The sequence below is a fragment of the Psychrobacter sp. CX90 genome, from assembly GCF_057396305.2.
Window position 1 is genome coordinate 1,318,494 of the sequence record NZ_CM182008.1, and the last position, 25,105, is coordinate 1,343,598.

The 25,105-nt window shown below is 39.2% G+C and carries 18 protein-coding genes and 1 other RNA gene; 6 read left to right on the forward strand and 13 right to left on the reverse strand.

The window, feature by feature from the left end; all coding sequences use genetic code 11:
* Positions 1-317 precede the first annotated feature (317 nt).
* A non-coding RNA gene (ssrS, locus tag AC2SLN_RS05160) (6S RNA) lies at positions 318-512 on the forward strand.
* A 237-nt stretch (positions 513-749) separates the two neighbouring features.
* Here the strand turns inward: ssrS and AC2SLN_RS05165 are convergent.
* Entirely contained in the window at positions 750-1,385 is a 636-nt protein-coding gene (locus AC2SLN_RS05165; protein WP_486548494.1) for an FxsA family protein, read from the reverse strand.
* 238 nt (positions 1,386-1,623) lie between these two features.
* Between AC2SLN_RS05165 and ruvC the strand changes: the two genes are divergently transcribed.
* Positions 1,624-2,208: a crossover junction endodeoxyribonuclease RuvC gene (gene ruvC, locus AC2SLN_RS05170; protein ID WP_486548495.1), complete on the forward strand. Its 585-nt coding sequence runs from the start codon at positions 1,624-1,626 to the stop codon at positions 2,206-2,208.
* Between the two features lie 8 nt (positions 2,209-2,216).
* On the opposite strand, the gene AC2SLN_RS05175 is transcribed toward ruvC, so the two are convergent.
* The 4 genes from AC2SLN_RS05175 to AC2SLN_RS05190 form a co-directional block, all read right to left on the reverse strand.
* Entirely contained in the window at positions 2,217-3,047 is an 831-nt protein-coding gene (locus AC2SLN_RS05175; RefSeq protein ID WP_486548496.1) for an META domain-containing protein, read from the reverse strand.
* Positions 3,048-3,119: 72 nt separating this feature from the next.
* Positions 3,120-3,755: a glutathione S-transferase family protein gene (locus AC2SLN_RS05180; RefSeq protein WP_486548497.1), complete on the reverse strand. Its 636-nt coding sequence runs from the start codon at positions 3,753-3,755 to the stop codon at positions 3,120-3,122.
* Positions 3,756-4,089: 334 nt separating this feature from the next.
* Complete coding sequence (locus tag AC2SLN_RS05185; RefSeq protein WP_486548498.1) at positions 4,090-4,731, reverse strand: peroxiredoxin; 642 nt, start codon at positions 4,729-4,731, stop codon at positions 4,090-4,092.
* Between the two features lie 275 nt (positions 4,732-5,006).
* Positions 5,007-6,461, reverse strand: a complete 1,455-nt coding sequence (locus tag AC2SLN_RS05190; protein ID WP_486548499.1) for an SLC13 family permease — start codon at positions 6,459-6,461, stop codon at positions 5,007-5,009.
* Between the two features lie 626 nt (positions 6,462-7,087).
* Here AC2SLN_RS05190 and AC2SLN_RS05195 point away from each other — a divergent pair.
* The 3 genes from AC2SLN_RS05195 to AC2SLN_RS05205 all read left to right on the forward strand — a co-directional run bounded on the left by AC2SLN_RS05195 (position 7,088) and on the right by AC2SLN_RS05205 (position 9,942).
* The gene (locus AC2SLN_RS05195) at positions 7,088-8,467 is read left to right on the forward strand and encodes a cation:dicarboxylate symporter family transporter (protein WP_486548576.1); all 1,380 of its coding nucleotides are present in this window, start codon (positions 7,088-7,090) and stop codon (positions 8,465-8,467) included.
* A 467-nt stretch (positions 8,468-8,934) separates the two neighbouring features.
* On the forward strand, positions 8,935-9,156 hold the full coding sequence (locus tag AC2SLN_RS05200) for a hypothetical protein (RefSeq protein WP_486548500.1): 222 nt from the start codon (positions 8,935-8,937) through the stop codon (positions 9,154-9,156).
* A 6-nt stretch (positions 9,157-9,162) separates the two neighbouring features.
* A complete protein-coding gene (locus tag AC2SLN_RS05205) occupies positions 9,163-9,942 on the forward strand; it encodes a hypothetical protein (RefSeq protein ID WP_486548501.1) in 780 nt (259 codons plus the stop codon).
* Between the two features lie 138 nt (positions 9,943-10,080).
* Here AC2SLN_RS05205 and AC2SLN_RS05210 read toward each other — a convergent pair whose 3' ends face one another.
* From AC2SLN_RS05210 to AC2SLN_RS05220, 3 genes are all read right to left on the reverse strand, one after another.
* On the reverse strand, positions 10,081-10,989 hold the full coding sequence (locus AC2SLN_RS05210; RefSeq protein WP_486548502.1) for an alpha-glutamyl/putrescinyl thymine pyrophosphorylase clade 3 protein: 909 nt from the start codon (positions 10,987-10,989) through the stop codon (positions 10,081-10,083).
* Between the two features lie 107 nt (positions 10,990-11,096).
* Entirely contained in the window at positions 11,097-12,089 is a 993-nt protein-coding gene (locus AC2SLN_RS05215) for an aldo/keto reductase (protein ID WP_486548503.1), read from the reverse strand.
* Positions 12,090-12,199: 110 nt separating this feature from the next.
* The gene (locus AC2SLN_RS05220; protein WP_486548504.1) at positions 12,200-12,574 is read right to left on the reverse strand and encodes a carboxymuconolactone decarboxylase family protein; all 375 of its coding nucleotides are present in this window, start codon (positions 12,572-12,574) and stop codon (positions 12,200-12,202) included.
* Positions 12,575-12,796: 222 nt separating this feature from the next.
* Between AC2SLN_RS05220 and AC2SLN_RS05225 the strand changes: the two genes are divergently transcribed.
* Positions 12,797-13,798: a LysR family transcriptional regulator gene (locus tag AC2SLN_RS05225; protein WP_486548505.1), complete on the forward strand. Its 1,002-nt coding sequence runs from the start codon at positions 12,797-12,799 to the stop codon at positions 13,796-13,798.
* A gap of 118 nt (positions 13,799-13,916) precedes the next feature.
* On the opposite strand, the gene hrpA is transcribed toward AC2SLN_RS05225, so the two are convergent.
* The 5 genes from hrpA to ggt all read right to left on the reverse strand — a co-directional run bounded on the left by hrpA (position 13,917) and on the right by ggt (position 24,658).
* The gene (hrpA, locus tag AC2SLN_RS05230; protein ID WP_495057367.1) at positions 13,917-18,482 is read right to left on the reverse strand and encodes an ATP-dependent RNA helicase HrpA; all 4,566 of its coding nucleotides are present in this window, start codon (positions 18,480-18,482) and stop codon (positions 13,917-13,919) included.
* Positions 18,483-18,945: 463 nt separating this feature from the next.
* Positions 18,946-19,695, reverse strand: coding sequence for a DUF1543 domain-containing protein (locus tag AC2SLN_RS05235; RefSeq protein ID WP_486548507.1), 750 nt, complete (start codon positions 19,693-19,695; stop codon positions 18,946-18,948).
* A 97-nt stretch (positions 19,696-19,792) separates the two neighbouring features.
* Positions 19,793-20,899 (reverse strand): alpha/beta fold hydrolase, encoded by a 1,107-nt coding sequence (locus AC2SLN_RS05240; protein ID WP_495057368.1) that lies wholly within the window; start codon positions 20,897-20,899, stop codon positions 19,793-19,795.
* A 213-nt stretch (positions 20,900-21,112) separates the two neighbouring features.
* Positions 21,113-22,117, reverse strand: a complete 1,005-nt coding sequence (sohB, locus tag AC2SLN_RS05245; protein WP_486548509.1) for a protease SohB — start codon at positions 22,115-22,117, stop codon at positions 21,113-21,115.
* A gap of 564 nt (positions 22,118-22,681) precedes the next feature.
* A complete protein-coding gene (ggt, locus tag AC2SLN_RS05250) occupies positions 22,682-24,658 on the reverse strand; it encodes a gamma-glutamyltransferase (protein WP_486548510.1) in 1,977 nt (658 codons plus the stop codon).
* Positions 24,659-25,105 lie beyond the last annotated feature (447 nt).

Sequence of the window (25,105 nt, forward strand, 5' to 3'; positions counted from 1 at the left end):
CCTCTTTTAAAACAGCATACTAGCGCTTTTAGTAAGCTTAAAGCAGATAAGTTAATCGATAAGCATTAAGTCTCAATGTTGTTCTTCATATTCTATCAAAGGATGTTTTGCATAGCTTAAACGTATCAATCTCTCAAAATTTTAGAGGGTAAAACATACATATAAGATTTAAAATGATTCAAGCAATTCTATCATATAAGCCAGTTTTTAGTTAATTTTTATGGTTAAAGTCAATAAGCGTATGATATACAAGCATCTAAACTCTCTATGAAATTTTAATTTTATTTGCAAATTTCTTAAGTATCAGATAACATAAATAGCATCTGAAGTGTTCGCCAGTGGATGTTATTCCCTGAGCCGATAATGCTATAAATGGATACGCTACCTATTGTCTTCATGTGTATGCCTGCACTGTTTACAGTGTTTCAGGAAACCTACGGAGGCAATGACGTGTCCGCCCTGAACTTCACGGTTCATGGGTACCCATCTTACAGCGGCACTTCGGTCTTACTTTTTATTATCCTTTTTTAGTTGACCTGCTTTTATTTCTTGTTAAAATTTTTTATTAATAGCTATATTACTGCTAATAAAACTACCTCATCAATCTACCTACCCCAGAGCTCAGTCATTCAATATTTTCAGCCAGTAATTTTTTCTTGTAGCTAGATTGTATAAGTGAGTTAGATCATATAAAAGAAGCCCTTTCAAATTGAAAGGGCTTCTTTTATTCTGAAAAAACCTTGCAGCAACTACTCATCATTAGCGGGCTTCTGGATTTTTTTAACATCTTTGACCACTGTTTTTGCAGTCCCATCTACCGTCGTACTTTGCTTGAACACACTCTCAAATGGGCTTTTAGATCCAGATTTATTACCAAATGGAGTCTGTTCTCCAAAAGGATTAGGATTCGCTTTACTAAAAGGGTTTTGTGAATGATTACCCGCATTATTCATACCGCCAAAGGGGCTCTGCCCACCCATTTGTTTTGCCATCATCTCCATCATTTTTTGCTGATTATTCATGACATAGTTATTTGCCATGTCTTTCAACTTTTTCTGTATCGGAGGCAAAATTACTAAAAGTGCCAACATGTCTGACAGTAATCCTGGGATTAACAACAAAATACCAGCCACAGCCATCGCTATGGTTTTCATCAATGTCTGCTCTGGTGGGCGCATTGCCGGATTCATCATACCACCAGTCTTCATTTGCTGAGCCATTGGATTGAGTGTCGTCATGCCACGGCGAAGCAAAGAGATACCAATAACTGCGGCTACAATAAACCATATAAATACCCACCAGCCACTAATAAATTGGGCAACTAAGTACCACAAAAGCATTTCAATAATAAACCATACAATGGCAATGCCAACAACTGCACCCATAACTTATATCCCTGTTCTATCTTTAAAAATTTAAATAATTTGATTTGTGACTATGTATATGGGGATAGCTTGCTATACTATCAAATCCTATGATCAAATTTTATAAATATAAACTTTTTAAATTTATTCTTATATCATTAAATAAAATTTATAAGCCTTATGAAAGGGCTTTGTGAAAATGTGTGCATGATAAGTATTCACTTTACATTAGTACAAATTACATTGGTACAAAATAGATATGGCAATTATTATTGGAATAGATCCGGGTTCACGCATGACGGGTTATGGCATCATTCATCAAAAGGGCGATACACTACGCTACCTTGATTCAGGAACTATACGTACTGAGACTAAAGAGATGCCAGAACGTTTAAAGCGTATTTTCAATGGCATTGTACGCATTACCGAACACCACCTTAAATATACAGACGAACCTATTAACACAGCTGTTGAAAAAGTATTTATGGCAGATAACCCCGACTCTGCTCTAAAGCTTGGCCAAGCTCGTGGAGCAGCTATCGCTGCATTAGTATCACTAGATTTAGAAGTATCTGAATATACCGCTAGACAAATCAAACAAGCTGTTTGTGGCTATGGTGCCGCTGACAAACAACAAGTTCAGGAGATGGTTTGCCGCATTTTAAAATTGGATATTACCCCACAAGCAGATGCTGCAGATGGACTTGCTTGCGCTATTTGTCACGCTCACTCTAGTCATTCAATGAATAAACTACTGACAGGATCGACCATACGCAGTCGTAGTTCTTCCAAAAAGAAAGGGCGTTGGCGTTTAAATGAAGAAGACTTAATTAATCTACGTTAATACTTCAATTATTCAACGAGTCCACTTTCTACAACCCTATCAAAAACATATACACTCTGCTTTCCTTTAACGTCAACCGGATCAATAGTAAAACGTTTTAGCCGTAATATCTCATCAAGAGTGTTATCGTGGGTATAGCCCTCGATTTTTCTGTTAAATAAACGCCACTTACCTTGCGTTGTTTTAATACCTTGTTGGTTATAAACAATAGGTCTAACTTTTAGGCATGTCTGAGTAGTATTACCAGGACACGGCTGTGTTTGAGAGGCAATCTGCCAATATACAATTTCTGGCTTTACCCCATATTTAGCCTCTGGGGTTAATACACCTTTCCAAACTAAAACAGATCCATTATGGGTTATTTGAGTTAGCAGAGGCACGTCATTAGCCGTGAGGGTTAACTGACTTGTTCCATACATAGACTTTGCCAATATGTTTTCAGCTGCATCAATATCAGTTTCACATAACATTTGAGTGCTTATAACCTCACTTATCGTTAACTCATTAGCTTTCAGCGTATAATGACCACTCATCGCGTTACAGCCAACGCCAAAATTAGCATTGCGTTGGCTATCATTAACATCGAAGCTTAATTCAACCTTATCTTTAATATTTATCAGTTTATTCAAATTGTTTTTATTGCTATCGACTGCGCTTATCAATTGCCATCTATAATTCGATAAGCCTTTATTGCTAATGATAGCTTTAGTCTCAGCACTGTTTTTAATATTAGGTAAAGTATTAGCATTATGATCGCTAATTGTGTTATTAGATTGACACCCAATGAGGATAAAAGCACTCATCATCACAGATAGTGGCAGAGTTCGAAGCAGTAACATTGATTCTCCTTATAAGGATAAATACATTAAAACAGGTAAATACGCAGAGTTGCATATACTTTGTTGTTAATTTTAAGCGGTTTTTTTAAACCCAAATCGCTCATTCATAGCTTTATAGAAACGAGAAATACCCTCGCCGTGTGCGTTAGGATCAACCTTTAATAAACGCCCAAAATCTAATGCAATATATAGAACTATATCGGCATAAGTTAGTTGGTTATTGACTAAATAATCATTTTGTTTTAGTACGTTGTCAAAGTATGGAAGAGCTTTAATGCCTCGCTCAACTGACTTAATTGCAAACTCAGGTACTTGGTCAACTCGTGCAGCTTTTGAAGGATGGCTATGCTGAAATGCGAGCATATAATTGTATAATACCTCAAGCTCAGCAATTCGGCGCATCGAGCATACTTGTGCTCTTTGCACAACATCATTCACCATTACCGAACGCTCCCCATAGACTCGATCTAAGTATTCACAGATTGCTTGTGAGTCATTTAGCACCGTGCCATCATCTAAAACTAAGACAGGTAGTAGTCTCAAAGGATTAATTTTTGCAAACTCTTCTGTTAATTGCTCGTCTTTAGACATATCAATGTCAATAACTTCTAAGTCATCCAAATTATCGATATCAATGCCCTTTGACTGCATCAAAATAACAACTTTACGTGGGTTTGGCGCTTTCCTTGCTAAATATAATTTTTTCATAACTAATTCCTTTAGTTGTCTAACCGTTAATGTTCTTAAACATATTTTTCTCAATGATAAGACTTTATAGGTCATTACCTATACATCATTTTTATCATATCAAATTGAGCAGAAATTGCGATATAAAGTTTTGTTCTGCCATAGTGTCATTGTTTTTTTATTAGTTAACTAAAAATACCCTTTTACTTATCTATTATACATCTTAAAACAAATCGTGAATTCACGGATATAAAAAAGCCTTACAACCAATATTGTAAGGCTTCAAATTATTTGGCTAAGGCATATATATTTACAGTAGCCAACGGGTTAATTTAGCAAGTTGATACATCAAACCTTATTTATTAGGCTGGGGTGTGGTACGTAAATACGGCTTTATTTCAGTAAAACCTTTGGGATAGTTTTTTTCTGAAATATCTTCAGTTTTAATGCTTGGTGGAATAATAACATCGTCTCCATCTTTCCAATCTACTGGTGTGGCAATATTATATTCATCTGATAGCTGGATGGCATCAATAACTCGGATGATTTCATCAAAGTTACGACCAGTACTAGCAGGATACGTTAAGATCAAACGAATTTTTTTAGCTGGATCAATCAAAAATACGCTACGAACAGTATGTGTTGATGCTACATTGGGGTGGATCATGTCATATAATTCAGCAACTTTCTTTTCAGGATCAGCAACGATTGGAAAGTTCATTTGACTACCCTGAGTTTCGCTAATATCACTTGCCCATGCTTTATGATCTTCTAAACTATCTACTGAGATACAAAGCGGCTTGACATTGCGTTTTTGAAACTCGCCATTTAAGGCAGCTGCACGGCCAAGTTCAGTTGTACATACCGGTGTAAAATCTGCTGGATGAGAAAAGAATACTACCCAGTTATCGCCTGCCCACTCATAAAAGTTAATATTACCATCTGTGGTTTGAGCGTCAAAGTTTGGAGCAGTATCGCCTAAACGTAAATGTGCCATATTTTTTATTCCTTATTTAATTTATGATTTTATTACTGTTTTTGATTATTAGATACACATCACTGTGCGGTCAACTTAAATCTCACACTTCTAGTTCAGTCACTTATAGTTATACTAACAAAACAATTCTTTTTAGACCATGGGCAAATGTAAATATATTATGACTTATAGCATTTTTATGATGAATCTAATACAAAAAGCATCTCACATAAAAAGAGCCTCATTTTAGACTCTTTTTTGTATTACTTTATATCTCAAATATTGCAGCTGAGTATTTACATCAAAATAAAATACGCCCAGCACCCCACAATAAGTGCAGCAACGATGTTCAGCACAATTCCGACTCTAACCATTTCAGACTGTTTAATAAGACCTGTACCAAAAACAATAGCATTTGGCGGTGTCGCTACTGGTAACATAAACGCACACGAAGCCCCTATACCAATGATTAGAACGAGTACCTCTTTTGGCAATCCCATTTGCTGGGCAATAGCCACAAAAATAGGGACTAAAAGTGCCGCAGAAGCGGTGTTTGAAGCAAATTCAGTTAAGAAGATAATAAACGCAGCCATTGCAAGTAGTATGAGAAATAGCGGTGCACTCATTAGAGCGTTTGCAACGCTTTCCCCCATAACAATAGATGCCCCTGAGAACTTTAGTACATTTGATAGCGCAATACCACCACCAAACAGCATGAGCACACCCCAATCCGTATTATCTGATACTTGCTTCCAAGAAACTAAACCTAAGCTAACTACAGCAGCAGCAGCAATTAAGGCGATAATTGAATCTGGCTTGGCGATGTCAAAGGTAGCCCCTATTTTTTTACTAAATATCCATGATAGTGCCGTGATAATAAACACTAAAATAGTTAATATTCTTGTTTTAGTCCATGGGATATCTGGTTGTTTAATAGTGTCAATTTTAACGTTTAAATTAGGTTTTAATACCAAATACATAACGCCTAATAATAGCGGTGTCAATACAAACGTGATAGGTAGTCCAAACTTCATCCAATCAGTAAAGCTTAACTCAAGGGCTTTGGCAGCAATAGCGTTTGGCGGTGATCCTACAATTGTGCCTAACCCACCTAAACTAGCCGAATAAGCGATACCGAGTAAAACAAATACAAACGTACCACGGTCTTTATCTCTATCGACTTGCGACAACATACCAATCGCTAAAGGCAACATCATTGCTGCCGTTGCCGTATTGGATATCCACATTGACAACATTGCCGTTGCAAAAAAGATAAGCGCAACTGCCGCACCTAAGCGGCCACCCGATAATGAGATTATTTTTAGGGCAATCTTTCTATCAAGTTGCTGTACATGTAATGCCGATGCCAAAGCAAAACCGCCAAAAAATATGTATATGATTGGGTTTGCAAAGCTCGATAACGCATTAGTAGTATCAAAATCTGGAATGCCGATTGCCACACCAATAATGACTACTAAGATAGCAGTAATCGTTACGTGCAAGGCTTCTGTAAGCCACAATGCACCAATAAACAAAAGTAGTGACAAACCCTTATTAACATTGACATCAAAAGGTAGTGCATTAAATAAGGCAATACTGATTAATGCGGCAATAGCAGTAATAACCAATCCTTTTACTGTGCCTTTTGGAAAGGTATCGGTAAATAGGTATTCATTACCATCGTTAGGTAGATGCTGATCTAACTCATCAGTTTCCCTAGGGCTTGGTGGGAGATTATTTGACTCTGTCATTAGAGTTCCTTATAAAAAACCGTAATAAACTTAAAATAGCTTATGTATCGGAACTGTTAAATTGTTGTAAAGAAATTTAATCAAATACCTAATTTATCAAAATTTCTTTGCTTTATCTAGCACACAAAATAGGTTTACTTGCGACATCACCTTAAAGTGGCTACTTACTCTACGATTGACATTCTTTTAAAGAACTAAAATGAAGAATTAAAAGATTTATATAAATGACATTTTTTTGAAACTTTTATAAATTATGAACAGAATAAATGCTTAATGAAATCGCTAATAATAAACAGCAACGAAAATGAAATAACAATATAGCCCTTCTAAGACCTTTATTATCGTTGTATTATTCCAAGTCATTATCAGGATAATGGTAGCTTTTAGCATATCAATAATGCACCCTTTAATTCAGTAAGCTGGTCATTATTGATATGACATTTGGCTGCCTTAGTAACTCAAAAAAAACAGTCTCTATTCCCTTGTTGTATTTAAGGCACCTATAAGATTCAGCTATTTTAAAAGGAACAATTAAATCATATACACTAATGGAATAACTTATTTAAAAAATATCGCTAGACCTTTGTTATATAATCAGGATAATCGTCGTTTTTGGCTCTTGGGAGATTAATATGCAGTTATTACCATTTGTAGCCATTTTTATAGTACTGCTTTATGGTCTATGGCGTTATACCCGTCAAAGTGAGTCATTAAGTCGCAGTGTATTTCTTGGCTTGTTTCTTGGCGTTGTGTTTGGATTGATAATCTCGGCATTCACTATAAATACAGATCAATTTTTACCTTGGGTAAATATTATTGGTAACGGGTACGTGAACCTACTCAAAATGATTGCTATGCCTTTGGTATTTATATCAATACTAGCAGCCATTGTACGTCTAGAAAAGGCCTCAATGATTGGCTCAATGAGCTTTTGGATAATCAGTACCTTACTCATTACTACTGGTATTGCTGCTTTAGATGGGGCTATTATTGCTAATCTATTTCAGCTTGATGCTAGCTCAATTGTGGCAGGCGAGATGGAGGTTGCCCGTGGTCAAAGTATGATTCAAAGTAGTAGTGAAGTGGCTGACTTAACGATTCCTGGGCTCATTTTAAGCTTTATTCCTACCAGCATTGGCGGCACTTTTGCGGGGCTAGCTAGCACATCAATGATTTCTGCAGTAGTCATCGCCAGCTTACTGGGTGTAGCCGCTTTAACGGTTAACAAAAATGAACCTGAAAAAGGGGCGGTTATTATTCGCAGTATTGACATCCTGCAAAGCTGGATTATGTCTTTGGTTCGGTTCATTATCCGCTTGACACCATATGGTATTTTTGCGCTAATGATTAAAGTCATTGCCACTACCAATGCTGATGCTATTTGGCAATTGGCTAAATTTTTGTTAGCTTCTTATGTCGCTCTATTTATCATGCTACTGGTGCACGCCTTCATTATAATGTTGACAGGTCGATCGCCTATTGATCACTTCAAAAAAATTGCCCCTGTTCTAACTTTTGCTTTCACTTCAAGAAGTTCAGCAGCAACCATCCCTCTGAGTATTGACGCTCAAATCAATAAACTGGGTATTGCCAAACCAATCGCTAACTTCTCAGCCTCATTTGGCTCTACCATTGGGCAAAATGGTTGTGCTGGTGTATATCCTGCGATGCTTGCCATGATGATCGCACCCACTATGGGTATCGACCCTTGGTCTATCGGCTTTATTGCTTCTGTCATTGGGGTGGCTGTGATTGCCTCATTTGGTGTGGCCGGTGTTGGTGGCGGTGCAACCTTTGCTGCCATTATTGTGCTTTCTACTTTAGGAATGCCTTTAGAGTTGGCCGGTTTATTAATTTCAATCGAACCTTTGATTGATATGATGCGCACGTTAGTTAATGTTAGTGGTTCAATTACAGCGGGTGTTGTGGGTGATAAAGTACTTAGTGACGCCAAAAGCCCTGAAGATTTTGTTGAAGTGAGAGATTATGATAGTTTAGTTAGCTAATCGCCTATTTCAAACCCTAACCTCATTAAGCATATAGTCTCGATAGTTTAAACTAGGAAATGCTATTTAAAACATTTCCTAGTTTATTCATAATAAGCGCCAACATAACCAAACTATATGTTGATTAAACGGCTCTCATAGTTGCGCTAAACTGCACTGAGTCATCTTTGAAAAAACAATCACACTCAAAGATAGAGACTAATTGCTCAAATAATAGATTGAGATTTCGTCAATCAAAATTGAAGTCACACACGGCTACACACTCATAACGTAATATTTTTGCTCTTTACTTATATTTGACGTAATATTGTTATTAGTAGCCTATACTTATTATTAAGTTATTGATTAGCAACTTATACTTTTTATTAATGTAAGCAACTGATCGTGTGCTCCCCTCTTGAGCGATCAAGTCCTTATCGAAACATAAAGTTACTATCACTGTTGTAAACATCTATGAGGAGCTTACCGTGAATAACGCAACCAAGAAACTAGGATTCTTCTCTCGAGTTTTTAGACTTAGACTGCCTGATGAAGTGGTAAGCAAAAATGGCCGTTTAATTATTGATAAGAATGGCAATGTGCGTCCTAATTTTGATAATAAACATCTTCAAGACAAGATGATCGAGCAGTTTGGGGCTTTGGAATTAGAAAATACCATTATGGATAGCGATACTAAAGTGAAAGCATAATACGGTATGGGTATCTTTGGCGTTATGTTTATTTTGGCACTTGGCTATCGCTTTAATGTGTCAGTACCGCATAAAAATAATATCCTTAAACGTAGCTCTGGTTGGGTATCTTATGTGGTTTTAGCAACTGATGGAATAGTCAGTATCCTCCTAGGTTTAACAGCATTGGCCATTCTCGGCTTAATAACGCTTTTAATTACGCTCTTTGTTAAGTTTGGCTTCGTATGGCCAACCCCTGAAACTTATAATTTCCTTCAAAATTTATTATCGCTTTCTTATAATGACTATATTAGAGGCATCCTATTTGGTTTAGGTGTGTTACTCGCTTATGTAGCCAATGAAATACGACTGCGTAATAATGCTTTCCAAACAGATTATGATGAATTAAAAAGCCTTGATGGCATCCTTAAAATCATCATTCATGCTATGGAAACCGGATCTTATATAAAAGTTTCATTGAAGTCTGGAAAAGTTTATATCGGTGCGGTATTGGGCGAACAGTTTGAAAACGGGGATCTAGATAACATCACTATCCTACCCATGGAAAGTGGTTATAGAGAAAAAGATACGTTACGTTTAACGCTTGATTGTGATTATAAATCTGTCTATTTGAATCACGGGGTAATCGAGAGGACACCCAATGGTTTACATTATCATGCAGAGCGTGCTGAGGATATGATGATGGTCATCCGAGTCAATCAAATTGAGTCTTTGTCATTATTTGATGCCAATATTTATAAAGAATTTGAATACAAGGGCAAGTCGCAGCACTTTATTTTAGATTGAACAAACCGCTTAAACTATAAGAACCTTGATATAAATTTTTCAGGGCTTTTTTATGACGACATGAATGTCTTTATAGATAATTTTGGCTGTATTTTTTAATAAAAACATTATCTACGATTATTCATTATACTTATTAAACTAATGACGTTTCACATATCTATTAGGCGACTTTTGCCAATGGCATAACGCTGCCTCTACCTCTTGATACCCGACATTTAAGTGGTCTGCCAATCCTGCGGCATGCTCATCTAAATGCTCATTACTAAGCATACCGAATAACAACCTTGCCCCTCGCTTAGGGCCGCTGGCCTCTGCTATATAACAACTGTCAGGCGCAACGTCCGCTAAGTCCATTTTGCCAAGAAGGCATAAATACTCAAAGGTTGATAACCTGCCGAAACGATAAATATTTTGCCGAATCTGCTCATATAAAGCTTTGAAATTATCCGTTTTATTGACAGAGTTGAAGTTAGACTTAAACATAGCCTCATGCCCGCCCTGCTCGCCTATAAATCCTATATAACTTGTGAACACAATTGGCAAATGCTTTAACGATTCATAAGCTCTATGATGACCAAACTTAGGCTTAGGATGACTTTCTGCCAATACCATTACCAATGCTTCCAATCGCTCATTTAGCAAATGAGGTTCATCATTGACCATTTCCCACGTTAAAGCTGTCTCTAAACCCAAACCCTCAGCCCTATATAGCTTTCGCATAAACGCCCAATCCGACTCGTCACTATCGTCTGTATATATCAGCAAAAAACTCAGCCAACATGCCTCATCATAATTAGTCTCCTTTAGAGAGATAATCGCTTTTATTGGGTCAAAATCATCCGAGTTTGGATCACAAGATTCAGCGTTAATCTCACACTCTAAAAGTGCTCTAAAGCTTGCTTCCTGCTCATTACAATCAATTAGCTGAAGCGCTAACACTTCATAAGAGATAGCAGGTAGACTTGCGTTTAGATTATTGCTCTCAAGATAGTCTCGAATATCTTCCGCCAATCGGATTGATTGGTTACTATTGTCCAATGTACTCATATTGTCATAATCATTTGAAATTAAAACGTTTAATAATTAAGACTATGTGTTTTGGGTGAAAAAGTAAAGATAGCGTACAATAAACGCAGTAACAGACAGTTTAAACACTACCTTTCAATACCACTCCATCCTGCTTCAGGGTAACGCTCGCCAGCAATATTACTTGGGTCAAACAATTTATTCAATTCATTAACCTGTTCAGTCGTTAGTTGAATATCCATTGCTTGAGCATTTTCAATAAGATACTTTTCACGACGAGTTCCTGCTATGGGAATCACATGCGGGTATTTATTGAGCAACCATGCAAGACATAACTGGGCATTACTAAAGCCCCAGCTTTGTGCTAATTGGCTAAACTTTTCTACTAATTGTTGGTTTTGAATGAGTGCCTGCCCTTGCAATCGTGGAATGGCCTGACGAAAATTACCTTTTTCTAAGTTTTCGGTATTTAATTTTCCTGTTAAAAATGAACGACCTAAAGGACTATAAGCCACAAAACTTACCCCCAACTCACGACACGTTTCTATAAGCTTGTCTTCTGGTTGGCGTGACCATAGCGAATACTCACTTTGTACCGCAGTAATAGGATGAATAGCATGGGCTTGACGCAGAGTATCACTTGAAACTTCGGACAGCCCAATACCCCGTATCCCTCCTTCAGCCACTAGACCACTTAAGGTATGCATCATATCTTCCAAAGGCGTTTCATGATCACGGCGATGACAATAATACAAATCTATATACTCTGTTTGCAAGCGTTTTAAAGAGTCATGACAGGCTTGTTTAATGTAATCAGGACTATTGTCTAATCGGCGTTCGTACTGTCCTCGCTTACGCACAATACCAAACTTAGTAGCTATAACTATTTGATCACGATTAGGCTTATGCTTAGCGATGAATTTACCTAATAAAGTCTCATTGTGTCCAAATCCGTAAGTATCAGCAGTGTCAAAAAAGTTAATCCCAAGCTCAAGCGCCTTATCGAGCAAGACTAACGACTGGCTATCATCACTTTCTCCATAAAACTCACTCATACCCATACAGCCAAGCCCAATAGCGGATACAGGTCGATTCATCTGTTGTAACAATCGTGTTTGCATTACATTCCCCTCTTTTAACGGTAATATTTATGTGAATTGGATTAACTTTACTATCTTAGAACTTATGCAACAGCAATAACTTAACTCACATATAGGCGACTGGAAATTATTTAGTGCTCCTCAATAACTTCCCTATACGTACTAAGCGCATTCATGCAAGCGGGCACGCCAGCATATATCGCCATTTGAATGACAATCTCTAAAAGCTCTTGCTGAGTAACGCCGACGTTTAAGGATGCTTTCATATGCAACTTAAGCTGAGGTTTAGCATGTCCTAACGTTATTAAGGATGCGACCGTAATCATTTCCCGAGACTTAAGATCTAGTCCAGGTCTTCCAATCACTGAACCAAATGCATAATCAGTAATTAATGCTGGCAAATCAGGATCTAACTCTTTTAGACTCATCGTTACTCTTTCAGCCAAGCCCTCTTGCAACTGATTCATAATAGACTTGCCATATTCGGTAACTGCACTATCTGTCATGACCTTCTCCAATCGTTTTACAACCTATTTAAAACTCTAATCAGTTTATGGTATTCAACAGCGTCATAACAGACGACAGAAACCCTTCTACTGTGCAATAATGCACAATAGCTTTAAACTTTTTATTGATATACTTAATTTAAGGCAATCTACTAAATTGCTGAATACTATTGCCTAATACTATTGTCGAATACTGATGAAACATAACAAGCAGGTCAAAGAATGGATTGGGATGATTTAGCCTATTTTATAAGCTTGGTAGACGAACAAACATTAACAGCAAGTGCTGAAAAGCTTGGCGTCCAACACAGTACAGTATCTCGGCGAATTGAGCGCCTTGAAAATAGGCTATCTTTGCCCTTATTTAATCGTTTAGGCAAACGCTATAGCCTAACGTTAGAAGGTAAACACCTCTACGCACAAGCTATTGAAGTTCAAAGAGAAATAGTGACTTTTGAGCGTATGGCGATTGAGCAAAATGCCATGCAAGGCAAAGTTGTAATATCAGCACCGCCCGTATTAGCGAATGAGCTGTTGATAAAAGAGCTACCTGCCTTCCGAACTCAATACCCTGATATTGTGTTACACATTCGTGGGGATCTGCATATCAGCGATTTGCACCGTAAAGAGGCTGATATTGCCCTACGACTGCAACGCCCTACTGAGGAAGACTTACTAATTCGCACGATATCTTCTGTGCGTTATGGATTTTTTGCGCATCAAAATTATATTGAGCATATACTGGCTGGACAGTGGCAATTGATAGAATTTCAAGCCAATCAAAGGATGGCAGACTGGATAAACAGCTTAGTAAATCAATATGACTATTCAGTGATTTTTAGTAGTAATGACTTATATGTCACTTATAGCAGTGTCTGCGAACAGTTAGGGTTGGCAATACTACCGTATTTTTTAGCATCCAAAAACCCTAATTTACTACCCGTAAATCCTATGACTAGAACCCTAATGACTAAAGATGAGATTGAAACTGCCGAAAGGTTGTATAGTGCTAATAGTCATTTAAATAGCGAGTCAAAAAGGGATTCAGATATTGTGTCTGCTGAAGTGTCAGATAGTTTCAAATCTACAAAAATTAATTACGACTCTGAAAGTGCGATACCTTTAATACAATCTAAACCTCTCTATCTCGTTATGCATCCTGATATTCGACGTTCAGCGAGAGTTAGGGCTGTTGCAGAGTGGTTGGGGACAGTATTTAAGTGAGGGGTTTAATGATATTGCTAAAATATTTTTAATAGAATCAAAAATTGGCCTCACATCTAGGCAGTAGATATTATATTTATTAATATTAACCATCTATTGCATAACTCAAAACCTAACTTTAAGACCTTTGTCCTCGCCCACCTACCTTTTCCCAGAGTTTATTTAACCGCTTCTGTGAGACGGCTTGACGGGTTTTCATCGGTTGGGCGAATAATTGTATTCTAAACTCCTCAACCAGCCAGCGGTATTCGCCAATGGTTTCATCATCGGCACGTCCTGCTAGACGCTCCATGTGCTCATCGAGTTCATAAACGGCATCAAGGTCGCCATCTAGGTTGTGCTCTAAGCGCTCAATCCGAATCTCTAGTGCTTCAAGATATCGCGGATACTGTTGCCAGTGTTCATAGTCCATACGGTACACAAAATCTGCTAAATGTAGGTCGTCAAGCTGGTCTTCAATGTCGTCAATCGACTCGCCAAAAATTTCACGATCAAGCATTAGTAGGCTTCGACGAATACGTTGCCAACGGGCATAGACGTCTTTTAATAGCTTGAGTACGGTTTGACCTTCTAGTAAAAATTGACCCAATACTGCCTTGGCTGTCTTCTCATATTCACTATCGTCTAATGGCAGTTGCTCAATTAGTTTTGTGGCGATATCATCAGCGTTATCGGGTAGCTCTTCATCATGGCCTTTAAAGCGAGGTGCATGGGCTTCCATAGAGGCATCGAGCGTGGCGTCAATAACGATGGTTTTAAGCTTTTCCATATCGCCAAGCGGTGCAAAGGCCAGTTTAAAGGTTTTATCAATCTGACTGGTCAGCTGTTTTTGTTTGGCACCCAGCTGAGATTTAATGAGCGTTAGCACGCCTTTACGGTGCGCTTCCAGTGCGGCGGTGACATCGGTAAACTGATGAATGGTCACAGCTTCCCCTGCTTCATCGGCAACTAGGGCAGCGAACTGCTTCATGACGACACCCGCACTGTGGCGGTTTTTACTAAATCTAAAATGTTCTGGGAATTCTGTATGGACGCCTTTTGCGTCTTTGTCTGAGGTCAAGGCTTGACTGGTGACGCTGGCATGGCGCTGTTGCAACGCCTTTAAGTCGCGGCCTTTTTCAATGACTCGCTTCTTATCATCAACCACGCATATTTGGGGTTGTAAATAACGGTCTATACTTGCGGGGTTAAAGTCAGAAGGCTTGACATCTATGACACCGCGTCGCTTTAGCGCTTGACACAGTTGATTGAGTAGTCCTACTTGGTGGTTCTTTTCAAGTTCGTCAAAGAGGCTATCCGCAGTATCAGGAATTGGCACGATTTTGCGGCGTATGTCTTTGGGCAGAGACTTCAGCAATTGTAGTACCAGCTCATAGCGCCAACCCGGAACCCCCCATAACAGCTCAACGGCATCCAACTGCGGTAAGGCAGCAAGGGGTACTCTAATGGTCACGCCATCATCTTCTGAAGCGGGGTCGAACACATATTTTAAAGGCAGTTTAAGGTCGCCCAATTGCCATATTTCTGGGAATTCTCCAGTAGTTGGGGCGGTCTCTTTAAGCACATCTTCATCAGTGAAGAATAAGAATTTAGGGTCTTCTTTCTCAATCTCAGCACGCCAATCTTCAAAAGCTTTGCGACTGGCAATATGCTCAGGAATTTTACGCTCGTAAAACTGATATAAGTCCTCTTCATCGACTAATAAATCACGACGACGAAGCTTTTCTTCTATCAGCTCGACATCCGCAATCTTGTCCATATTGTGTTGTAAAAATGGTGCTTGACGTCCAAGATTACCCGTTACCAATCCATCACGGATAAATATCTCGCGAGATTCTTCTAGGTTAATCTGCTCATAATTGGTCAGCTGCTTAGCAACGACAATAAGACCAAACAAGCTTATTTGAGCATAAGCCCGTACCCGCCCTGTCTTCTTCGACCAATGCGGTTCGAAGTAGTGGTATTTTAGCAAGTTTCCACCGACTGAAATTATCCATTCAGGTTCAATTTTTGCCACAGTACGCATAAACACTTGTGAGGTTTCGACAATCTCAAACGCCATCACCCAAGCAGGCGCTTGCTTAAATACGGTACTGGCTGGAAATATCTTTGCCTTTTGCTGACGGGCGGCAAGGTATTCACCACGTTGGTCGGTTTTATGCGCGATAACGGATAACAGCCCTGTCAATAAAGCACGGTGTAAATTGGCATATTTTACCGCGCGCAACTCTTCATTGATGGCGTTACCCTCTTTGTCGTCATTAACAACGATAAGATCACTGGCCACGTTTTGGGTGCTATTTTTAGCCAATGGACTATTTGGGTAGGTATGCGACTTGCGTTGGGTTTTATGTTTAGGATTGTTTTTTGAAGAATTGTCATCTTTGGGAACATTCGCAGTTTTACCTTTGACTAGCTTGGGCTCTACCTTGTTTAAAAGCTTTAAGTCGGTCACCATTTGCTCGAGCTGACGGTAGGTCTTTTCCCATTCACGCAAACGTGGAAAACTTAAATAGTTCTTTTTAGCAAAAGCTTTTCTTTGACTATTGGTTAATTTGTTGCTACCTCCTTCATATAAAGCCTTCCAAAGACTAAGATAAAACAGGAAGTCGGAGTCTTCTTGACGAAAGACGGCATGTTTTTGATCCGCTTGCGCCCGCTTTTCGGCAGGACGCTCCCTAGGGTCTTGCACGGCAAGAGCAGCGACAATGATTAACATCTCCAACATACAGTCAAAATCACTACCTGCCACTAACATCCGCGCCAGCCTAGGATCAATAGGCATACGTGCCATCTTTTGACCAATGCGGGTCAATTTGACCTCATTTAAAGTCAGCTTGGAAACGGGTCGGGTTTTCGGTTTGTCTTGATCTTTATCCTGATCTTTATTGCCATTGTCCCCGTCAGTACTTTTTGCGGTAATGGCGCCTAACTCATCAAGCAACTTTCGTCCATCTTTGACCAGACGGCTATCAGGTGGCTCAATAAAATCAAAGTTATCAACGGTTCCCAGTCGCATATTCGCCATTTGTAGAATGACTGACGCTAAGTTTGTACGCAGAATTTCAGGTTCGGTAAATTCTGGACGACTCTCAAAATCCTCTTGAGAATATAAGCGGATACACACCCCAGGGGCCACTCGACCACAACGACCTTTGCGTTGGTTGGCAGCGGCTTGAGAGATGGCTTCAATCGGTAATCGCTGAATACGTGAGCGATAAGAATAGCGTGAAATACGGGCAAAACCTAAATCTATCACATAGCGAATACCCGGTACCGTTAACGCTGTCTCCGCAACGTTGGTCGCTATAACAATACGTCGCCCTCGTCCTGATGGTTGAAATATGCGCTGTTGTTCGGCATAAGACTGTCTTGCAAACAACGGCAATACTTCGGTATGTCGCGGGCCATGAGCAACAAGAACCTCTAACATCTCACGGATTTCAGCTTCGGTAGCGGCAAATATCAAAATATCTGCATGCTCAGGGTGACCTTTTGCAATGGCATCCTCAAAGCACTCTTCTACCGCAGCCACAACGGCGCGAGGTAGATTGTCCTCAAAGTCGTCATAGCTGTCTTCGTCCGAACTGGTCACTGGCGCATCGGTTAAGGGACGATAACGCACTTCGACAGGATACCCTCGACCTTCTACATCAATGACGGGGGCATGCACCATACGCTTTTTGGCTTTATCATATTGAGCGAAATATTCACTAAAACGACCTGTATCTAAGGTCGCTGAGGTAATAATCACTTTTAAATCAGGACGCTTAGGCAAAAGCTGCTTGAGATAACCCATGATAAAGTCAATATTCAGGCTTCGCTCATGTGCTTCATCAATAATGATGGTGTCATAACGGGTTAAGAAACGATCATGACCCAGCTCAGCCAACAAGATACCATCGGTCATTAGCTTAACCACGGACTTAGCCGTACCCTGCTCATTAAAGCGTATTTTAAAACTGACGGTAACACCCAACGGTTCGCCTAGTTCTTCGGCAATACGGTTGGCAACACTACGGGCAGCCAAACGTCTTGGCTGAGTATGTCCAATCTGACCTGTAATGCCTCTTCCTGCCATCATCGCAAGCTTGGGTAGCTGAGTGGTTTTACCCGATCCAGTCTCACCTGCCACGATAATAACTTGGTTGTCTATGATGGCTTGCACGATATCCTCAGCACGCTTACTGACAGGAAGCTCATGGTTCAGTCGTGCTGGCATATTGTCTGGAATACTCTCCATGCGTTCTTTGACAGCTTGTTGCGAACGCTTTTTGGTTCTCTGTAGTTTAGCCTTCTTTTCCGCCAATACCTTTTCAGGGGTGTTTTTATTGGGTCGACTAACCTCTCTTTCTAAACGGCTGATAAAATGTCGGTCTTTAGCCAGTACAGGCAAATCGTCAAGTACTGGGAGATTTTCAATTACACGTTGCCCCCCTGACGGCTCATTATTCGCTTTTGAAGTACTTGGTTTAGAAGCATTTGGTTTTGAAGTATACGTATCAGACTTCACTTTCGGTGTCTTTAACTCTGAATGTCCTGAACGTCTATCTTGAGGTTTTGCATTCTCCACAGACTGACCATTATCAAAATCATGTTGATTTGATGGGCGCTCGCTTGTTTTGTTTTCAACAGAAGCGCTTTCGTTAGGATTTGGGATATCATTTTCTGAAGTATTCGGCATGTTCAAGTTAGGCGTCTTCTTTGAGTTAGGCTGGCTAGTAGGCATTTGCTTAGGCTATTTATTATAATTGAATGAGATTGAATCAGTTCGATGAATAAATTGAATGTCATTAGCGATTTATGAGGGCTAAAGTGGTTAAAATCAAGGTTTGTACTTGGGTGTGTTCAAAAGTATTGAGATACTTTTTGTGCTTCGGTTATCTATTATAAAGCCTTGTAATAAGCTCAAAGATAATATGTCTATTTCGATTGCCGTTTTTACAAGTAGGAACTAAATTTTATAACTGAACTATATAAGAAAGAGCAGTTTAGCCCCGATTGTAGCGGATATACTGCTTGATTAATCAGGTTGCGGAGGCTTGGTCTTAAGGGGCTCGCGAAGCAAGAGACACTTAAGAGCTTAGTCTTCCGCCCTGATTAATCAAGGAGATAGAAGCGAAAGCGGGATTGGCTACATCGAGTTATTAAAATTCAAGACTCTTTAACTTCTTGATATTCAAATAGCCCACATAGTCTTTATCTTCGCTGACCTGTGCCCTATCGTGTAAAGAGTCATCCAAACTGTCATTTATACCCTCATCCAAACTGCCATTAAGAGGCGAAATAACAATACGACCAGATGCTAGCAGACCATTCACGTCGTATATTTCATCGACATCGACTTGCATTTTGTCATCAATATGCGAGGCACCATTAATAGTGGTATCCGCATCATTATAGCTAAAAGATTTATAAAACTCGGTTTGTCTAGCATGTCTCATCGCAGCAGCCTGCGTTGGCGCTACCACGAGCATTTTATAATGGAATTCCTCAATACTGCCCTGTTGATAGCCCCCTAAGTTAATAAAAAATAGCTTTAAGGGTTCATTATCCTCTCTGTCTTCATTGTTTTCTGAAGCGTCTTTAGACTCATTGTTTTCGATTACGCTTGAAGAATTTATTTGGGTGTCAGTTTGAGTGTGCGATTCAGTTTCTGGATTATTCGCTAGTTCCGGCTCCCATGATATTTTATAGCGGTTACCATCTGTGCCAACTACGTTAGTTACCGCTCGAAACGAATCAATATGCCATTTGTTCTTAACTTCAGGCCAGTAGGCATTGATAGCAGGGATTAAATCCCCTATTTTATCCGCCACACCAAAGAAAATATCATGTTGCTCAATCAAACGCCCTTTTGGACGGGCGCCAAGCTGAACCATAAATAATGTCGACATCAATTTTTTCCTTTATTTTATACTCCGTTTCCGGCCGGTATTGCTTTGTAGCAACCGATGTATTAGTTATTTTAATTTAGAAAAATGGCAAAGCAAGCTATTCATCCAGTGGATGTTTATTTAGAAAATGAATTACTGCTTCTACAGTGGCTTTCGGATCTTCCTCATGAGGAATGTGACCCAAGTTTTCAAACACAACCAATTCGCTATTAGGCAAAGCTTGTTTAAATCGGTACGCATTATCGACAGGAATTAAGTCATCCTTCTCTCCCCACAGGATTAAGGTCGGCTGCTTTATACTTTGTAACTGGGAAACTTCATTCATGACAATACTCTGCCTAAAACGCTGGCTTAATGCGTGTCGATTGCCTGCTCGACGCGTTAAATCATAATAACGATTGACTAACTCATCGGTTACTTTACTGTCATCAGCATATACACTCTCTAGACTTTTTCGTACTAAGCTTTTAGGCAATACGTTTTCAGTAAACATAGTAAGCATTGGATACCGAGTAAATTGAAAGGCAATAGGCACGTGTTTTGGCTTAAATTCAAACCCAATCGAGTCTATGATTATTAATCTATTCACTCGTTTGGGATGCTTTAATGTGGTTAACCACGCAATACCACCACCTAGCGAATTACCAGCAATGGTTGCTTGGCTTACCTGTAACTCATCCATTACGTTGATGACCGTATCGACATAATTATCAAGCGAATAAGCTTTATCTGGGATTTTATAAGGCCCAGTGAGACCAAAACCCGGCAGATCCATACGTACCACGCAATACTTGTCGTCTAATGCCGCCGCCCATCCTTCCCAAGTATGGAGGCTCGCAGAAGTGCCGTGTAACAGAACCATGACTTCAGGAAGTTTTGTGGTAAGCGGGTCTGTTTCATTGGCTTTCTCATAAACAGGATCATCAGCATCTTCCTGATTACTTATAGGGCTATCACTATCACTGTTTATAGTGCTTGCTATACCCCTGTCTATCGTGTGACATAAGTTTGACTGCACAACATGGACGTCTAAATCATCAACTTTTTTGAACTCACTATTGGGTAGCTGCCACTTTTTCAGATCTGATACCGTTAGGTCAGGCTTTAACACACATCCTGTTGCCAATGTAGCTGTTGCAAGCAACATGATCCCTGTTTTAACAAAATTGTTTACAGAATACGGGTTTTTTAGAAGGTGTAACATATAAGATAAGACCTATTTAGAATGCTATAAGTTTCAAATGCTGATAGAGAATAAACGTTTAAATAGATTGATGACTTGCTCAAAAAAGTGAGTATTACACAATGAGTAGGCTTTGATATTGCTTATAAAAACACATAGGCGATAAAAAAGCGACCCCATCATAAGGCCGCTTTGTAAAACATATTGTGAGCCCAACAGACCCTTAATCAAAGTCTAAAAGGTTAAGCGTTTATCTTGCTCTATTTTAGTGATTAAATCTGGCAGCTTCTCACCTAGTACCGTTAAAACAGACGTGGTTATTGCAGCTGTTACGGTAGATACTGCATTGTGTGATACGCTTTTTAATCCTAGTTTTTCAGCTAAAGTTGGCTTTTGACGCGATAGGATGGAATAAGCATCGTAATCTTCCATTAAACTTAATAAATAAGCATCGGAGGTTTGCAGCTCGTCTACTAAGTTTAAATGCAATGCATCTTCACCATACCAATGATCTCCATTGGCCACTTTCTGTAAATCTAGTGTAGGACGATAGGTTGTCACAAAGTGCTTAAACAGCTTATGAGTTTGCTCAAGCTCTTCCTTATATTTGGCGCGGTCTTCATCACTATTCTCACCAAATACCGTTACTGTACGCTTATAGTCCCCAGCAGTAAACATCTCATAGTCTATATCATGATTTTTAAGCCATTTGTGAAAATTTGGTAGTTGCGATACGACACCAATTGAGCCAATAACAGCGAAAGGGGCAGCAAAGATTTTATCTGCCACACAAGCCATCATATAGCCTCCACTGGCAGCAATTTTATCCACACATACAGTTACCATTAAGCCCGCATCTTTTAACCGAACAAGCTGTGCTGCGGCCAAACCATAACCATGCACTAACCCGCCACCTGACTCTAGACGAACAACCACTTCATCGCCTTTGTTAGCGGTGCTGATTAGTGTACTGATTTCTTCACGTAAATGCTTAACCGCACTGGCTTTAATATCACCATCAAAATCTAGTACGTATATTTTTTTGTCTTTATTATTGCTTTTATTTTTTACTTTTTCTTTAAGCTTTTGTTTTGCTTTCTTTGCCAATATTTTCCTTAACTGCTTTACGGCATTTTTATCCTCCACAGCCTCTAAAAGATCTTTACGACGGTTATCTTGAACTTTATTTAAATGGATAACTTTTAATTCTACTGGGTTTTTTACGGGATGAAAGAGCATAATAATCCTTTTGTTGGAATAATAACTGACTTAGCTTTATAGGCTTAGGAGCAAGGGCTAAGCAGACATGACAACTTATAATTTAGATGGGTTATAAATTAACTCGATATATCAACCTAATGTGCAAATTAACGATTAACTATCAAAATTCTACAGTGATTATTAATATCGGTGCCTTTACCCAATTTTTCAAGGCTGGGAGAAGGTAATTAAATAGTTTGAATGTTATTAAATAGTTTGAAGGTTATTAGGGTCTGTTAAACAGCCCTCTTAACTGGTTAAATACTCTTGTTGAATACTCTTGCTAAAATAGTAAAGTAAAGTGCCTAAGTTAAGTATGCCATAGCAGGTATCTCTTACATGAGCTAAAGTCTTAAGTGCTAATTGCGAGATGCTAGCTTTGAGATATTGAAAGCGTAAAGTATTCAACGACAGGTTAACAGGGTAATTCACGACATAATTTACTCGCCCAATTTGCTGGTTCAAGTAAGTAAACATTCATATAGTATAGTAGCTGACCAAGTAGTAGCTTGCCAAGATAACAGTCCCTTAAGGTATTGAATTCTAATCTCCCATGACCTTGCCTTCACGCCGAGGATCAGCAGCCCCTTGCAGTCCCTTCTCTGTTATCACAATACCTTGAATACCTGAGTTTAAATCACGTATTTGAGTTTTATAGCCTACTTTCTCCAATATAGGGGCAACATTGACAGCAGCAGTATTCTCTTCAATTTCATAGGTACCAAAACGATTTAACATATGGGGGGTAGCAATAGCTTGTTGAATGTTTAACCCTCCATCTATATGTGTCATCAGTGTTTTAGCAACATATCCAATAATACGACTACCACCAGGTGAACCAACCGCCAAATACGGTTTTCCTTGTTGCATGACTATTGTGGGAGCCATTGAGGAACGAGGCCGCTTACCTCCTTCAACTCGATTTGCTACTATTTCGCCATCTTTTTCTGGCTTAAATGAAAAATCGGTTAACTCGTTATTTAATAAATAACCGTTGGTCATTAAAGTCGACCCGAACGCGTTTTCGATTGAAGAAGTCATAGAGAGGACATTACCCTCTCTATCAACAACAACGATATGACTGGTTGAAGGTAGCTCTATTGCCTCTGCAGTAACATAACGGCTAACTTGTTCATTGACAGTATTATCTTTAAGCTCTATCACACCCGGTAACACATCATCTAAGCTAACGTGAGTAGACTTAATTAAATCCGCTCGTTTTTTTAGATAATCTTGAGATAATAGCTCTGCTGTCGGCACCGTTACATAATCAGGATCTCCCACGTATTTGTCCCTATCGGCAAATGCCAGTCGCGAAGCATCTCCAATGACTCGTAGTGTTGTGGCGGGATTATCTAATAAATATTCCGTTGAAAACTGATTTAAAATCCCAACAATTTGCCCTACTGCTATACCCCCTGAGCTCGATCCACCCATACCACAAACATCAAATTGACGATATTTACTACAGACAGGCTCTCGCTCTATAATGTTATAAGACTTGAAATCAATAGGCTGTAAGTCGCCAGGGTTATCGTGAGCCATTCTTACCCGTTTAATAATATTGTTGGCCAATGATCCTTGATAAAAGGGTAAACTACCCTGCTTCGCCAGTGCTTTAACAGTTTTTGCATACTCTGGGTTTTTAAGCTTAGTGCCTGCTTGCAAAGGCATGCCATGAGGTAAAAAATACGCTTTTGTTTCAGGGTAACGGGATAAGCTCTCAGCATGGGTGGCAATTGATGCCGCCATGCGTGGAGATACTTTGAACCCATTCTCAGCTAAATTAATAGGCACTTTGAAGAGATCGGACCAAGCCAGTTTGCCATAGCGTTGGTGCAGTACATCCATCATCTTGGGTACTCCAGGCACGCCCACCGAGCGCCCCCCAATGACGGCTTGCATAAATTCTAAAGGCTTACCAGACTCCTTTAAAAATAGCTGAGGCGTTGCTGACTGAGGCGCCGTTTCACGGGCATCAAAGCTAGTTAGCCTTTTATTAATATTATCCCAGTAAACAACATATGCCCCTCCCCCTAAACCTGAAGATTGCGGCTCTACCAGTCCCAATGTGGTCTGAATAGCAACCATGGCATCAATTGCGCTACCGCCTTGCTTTAAGATGTTGTAACCTGCCTGTGTTGCCAGCGGATTAGCTGAGGCAACCATGAAGTCATCAGCCTGCACAAGCTTCTGTTGAGTGAGACCACTGCCTTGTTCAGGTGCTGTCATATCTGCACTATAAATTGGGGTTTTGCTTTTTTGTTCGACTGCGACTTTTATCTCAGTATTTGTATTAATGTTAATATGAGGGTCGATGATTTTAGAGTCAGTGTTTTTAGAGTCAGTGTTTTTATCGTTAGTATGTCCAGACAATGTGGTACACGCACTTAATGTCATCGTTAGGACAACTACTGTGCTTAAAGCAAACTTTGAAAATATAGGTTTTTCTGGGGACTGTTTCGATTGCCGGCGTGGCTGATTGAACTTGGTTGCTGAATGACCTAAATGTAAACTCATGGCGCGTCCCCTAAGCTGGCTTGTAAATCCTGTTTGTAAGAACGGGCTTATAAATACCGTCCCTAATGAATATATTACCTACACTTATCTTTGACATCCATTCTATTCATTCAAAGATGTTGTCAATTCGAATATGATGTTAAGTTAAAGAGTTGCTTAAAAATTATTTAATAATCTTTACTTTAAATAATCTTTACTTTAAATGTAATTTAATAAAATTAACAGAAAATTTTCTGAATATTTAACCCGCATCTTTTACAGAGGCAGAGGCGTATGAATATTGCTAAACCACACGCTAATTTTCACGATTAAGTTATATTTTTATAAATTTTCATTATCATTTAATCGAACTTAAGTATTGCTTTTTACGCCTTATAAGCCCTGTTTTTCTACCTTGTAAATAGTAATTCATAGCAAGCTAACAGTTGTGACAAAGTTCAATAACAG

Coding starts and splice junctions, on each gene's coding strand:
- AC2SLN_RS05185 (WP_486548498.1), bottom strand. CDS start 4,731: ATGGCACATTTACGTTTAGGCGATACTGCTCCAAACTTTGACGCTCAA.
- AC2SLN_RS05240 (WP_495057368.1), bottom strand. CDS start 20,899: ATGTTACACCTTCTAAAAAACCCGTATTCTGTAAACAATTTTGTTAAA.
- AC2SLN_RS05205 (WP_486548501.1), top strand. CDS start 9,163: ATGGGTATCTTTGGCGTTATGTTTATTTTGGCACTTGGCTATCGCTTT.
- AC2SLN_RS05220 (WP_486548504.1), bottom strand. CDS start 12,574: ATGACAGATAGTGCAGTTACCGAATATGGCAAGTCTATTATGAATCAG.
- sohB (WP_486548509.1), bottom strand. CDS start 22,117: ATGCTCTTTCATCCCGTAAAAAACCCAGTAGAATTAAAAGTTATCCAT.
- AC2SLN_RS05210 (WP_486548502.1), bottom strand. CDS start 10,989: ATGAGTACATTGGACAATAGTAACCAATCAATCCGATTGGCGGAAGAT.
- hrpA (WP_495057367.1), bottom strand. CDS start 18,482: ATGCCGAATACTTCAGAAAATGATATCCCAAATCCTAACGAAAGCGCT.
- AC2SLN_RS05190 (WP_486548499.1), bottom strand. CDS start 6,461: ATGACAGAGTCAAATAATCTCCCACCAAGCCCTAGGGAAACTGATGAG.
- ruvC (WP_486548495.1), top strand. CDS start 1,624: ATGGCAATTATTATTGGAATAGATCCGGGTTCACGCATGACGGGTTAT.
- ggt (WP_486548510.1), bottom strand. CDS start 24,658: ATGAGTTTACATTTAGGTCATTCAGCAACCAAGTTCAATCAGCCACGC.
- AC2SLN_RS05235 (WP_486548507.1), bottom strand. CDS start 19,695: ATGTCGACATTATTTATGGTTCAGCTTGGCGCCCGTCCAAAAGGGCGT.
- AC2SLN_RS05175 (WP_486548496.1), bottom strand. CDS start 3,047: ATGTTACTGCTTCGAACTCTGCCACTATCTGTGATGATGAGTGCTTTT.
- AC2SLN_RS05215 (WP_486548503.1), bottom strand. CDS start 12,089: ATGCAAACACGATTGTTACAACAGATGAATCGACCTGTATCCGCTATT.
- AC2SLN_RS05225 (WP_486548505.1), top strand. CDS start 12,797: ATGGATTGGGATGATTTAGCCTATTTTATAAGCTTGGTAGACGAACAA.
- AC2SLN_RS05165 (WP_486548494.1), bottom strand. CDS start 1,385: ATGGGTGCAGTTGTTGGCATTGCCATTGTATGGTTTATTATTGAAATG.
- AC2SLN_RS05180 (WP_486548497.1), bottom strand. CDS start 3,755: ATGAAAAAATTATATTTAGCAAGGAAAGCGCCAAACCCACGTAAAGTT.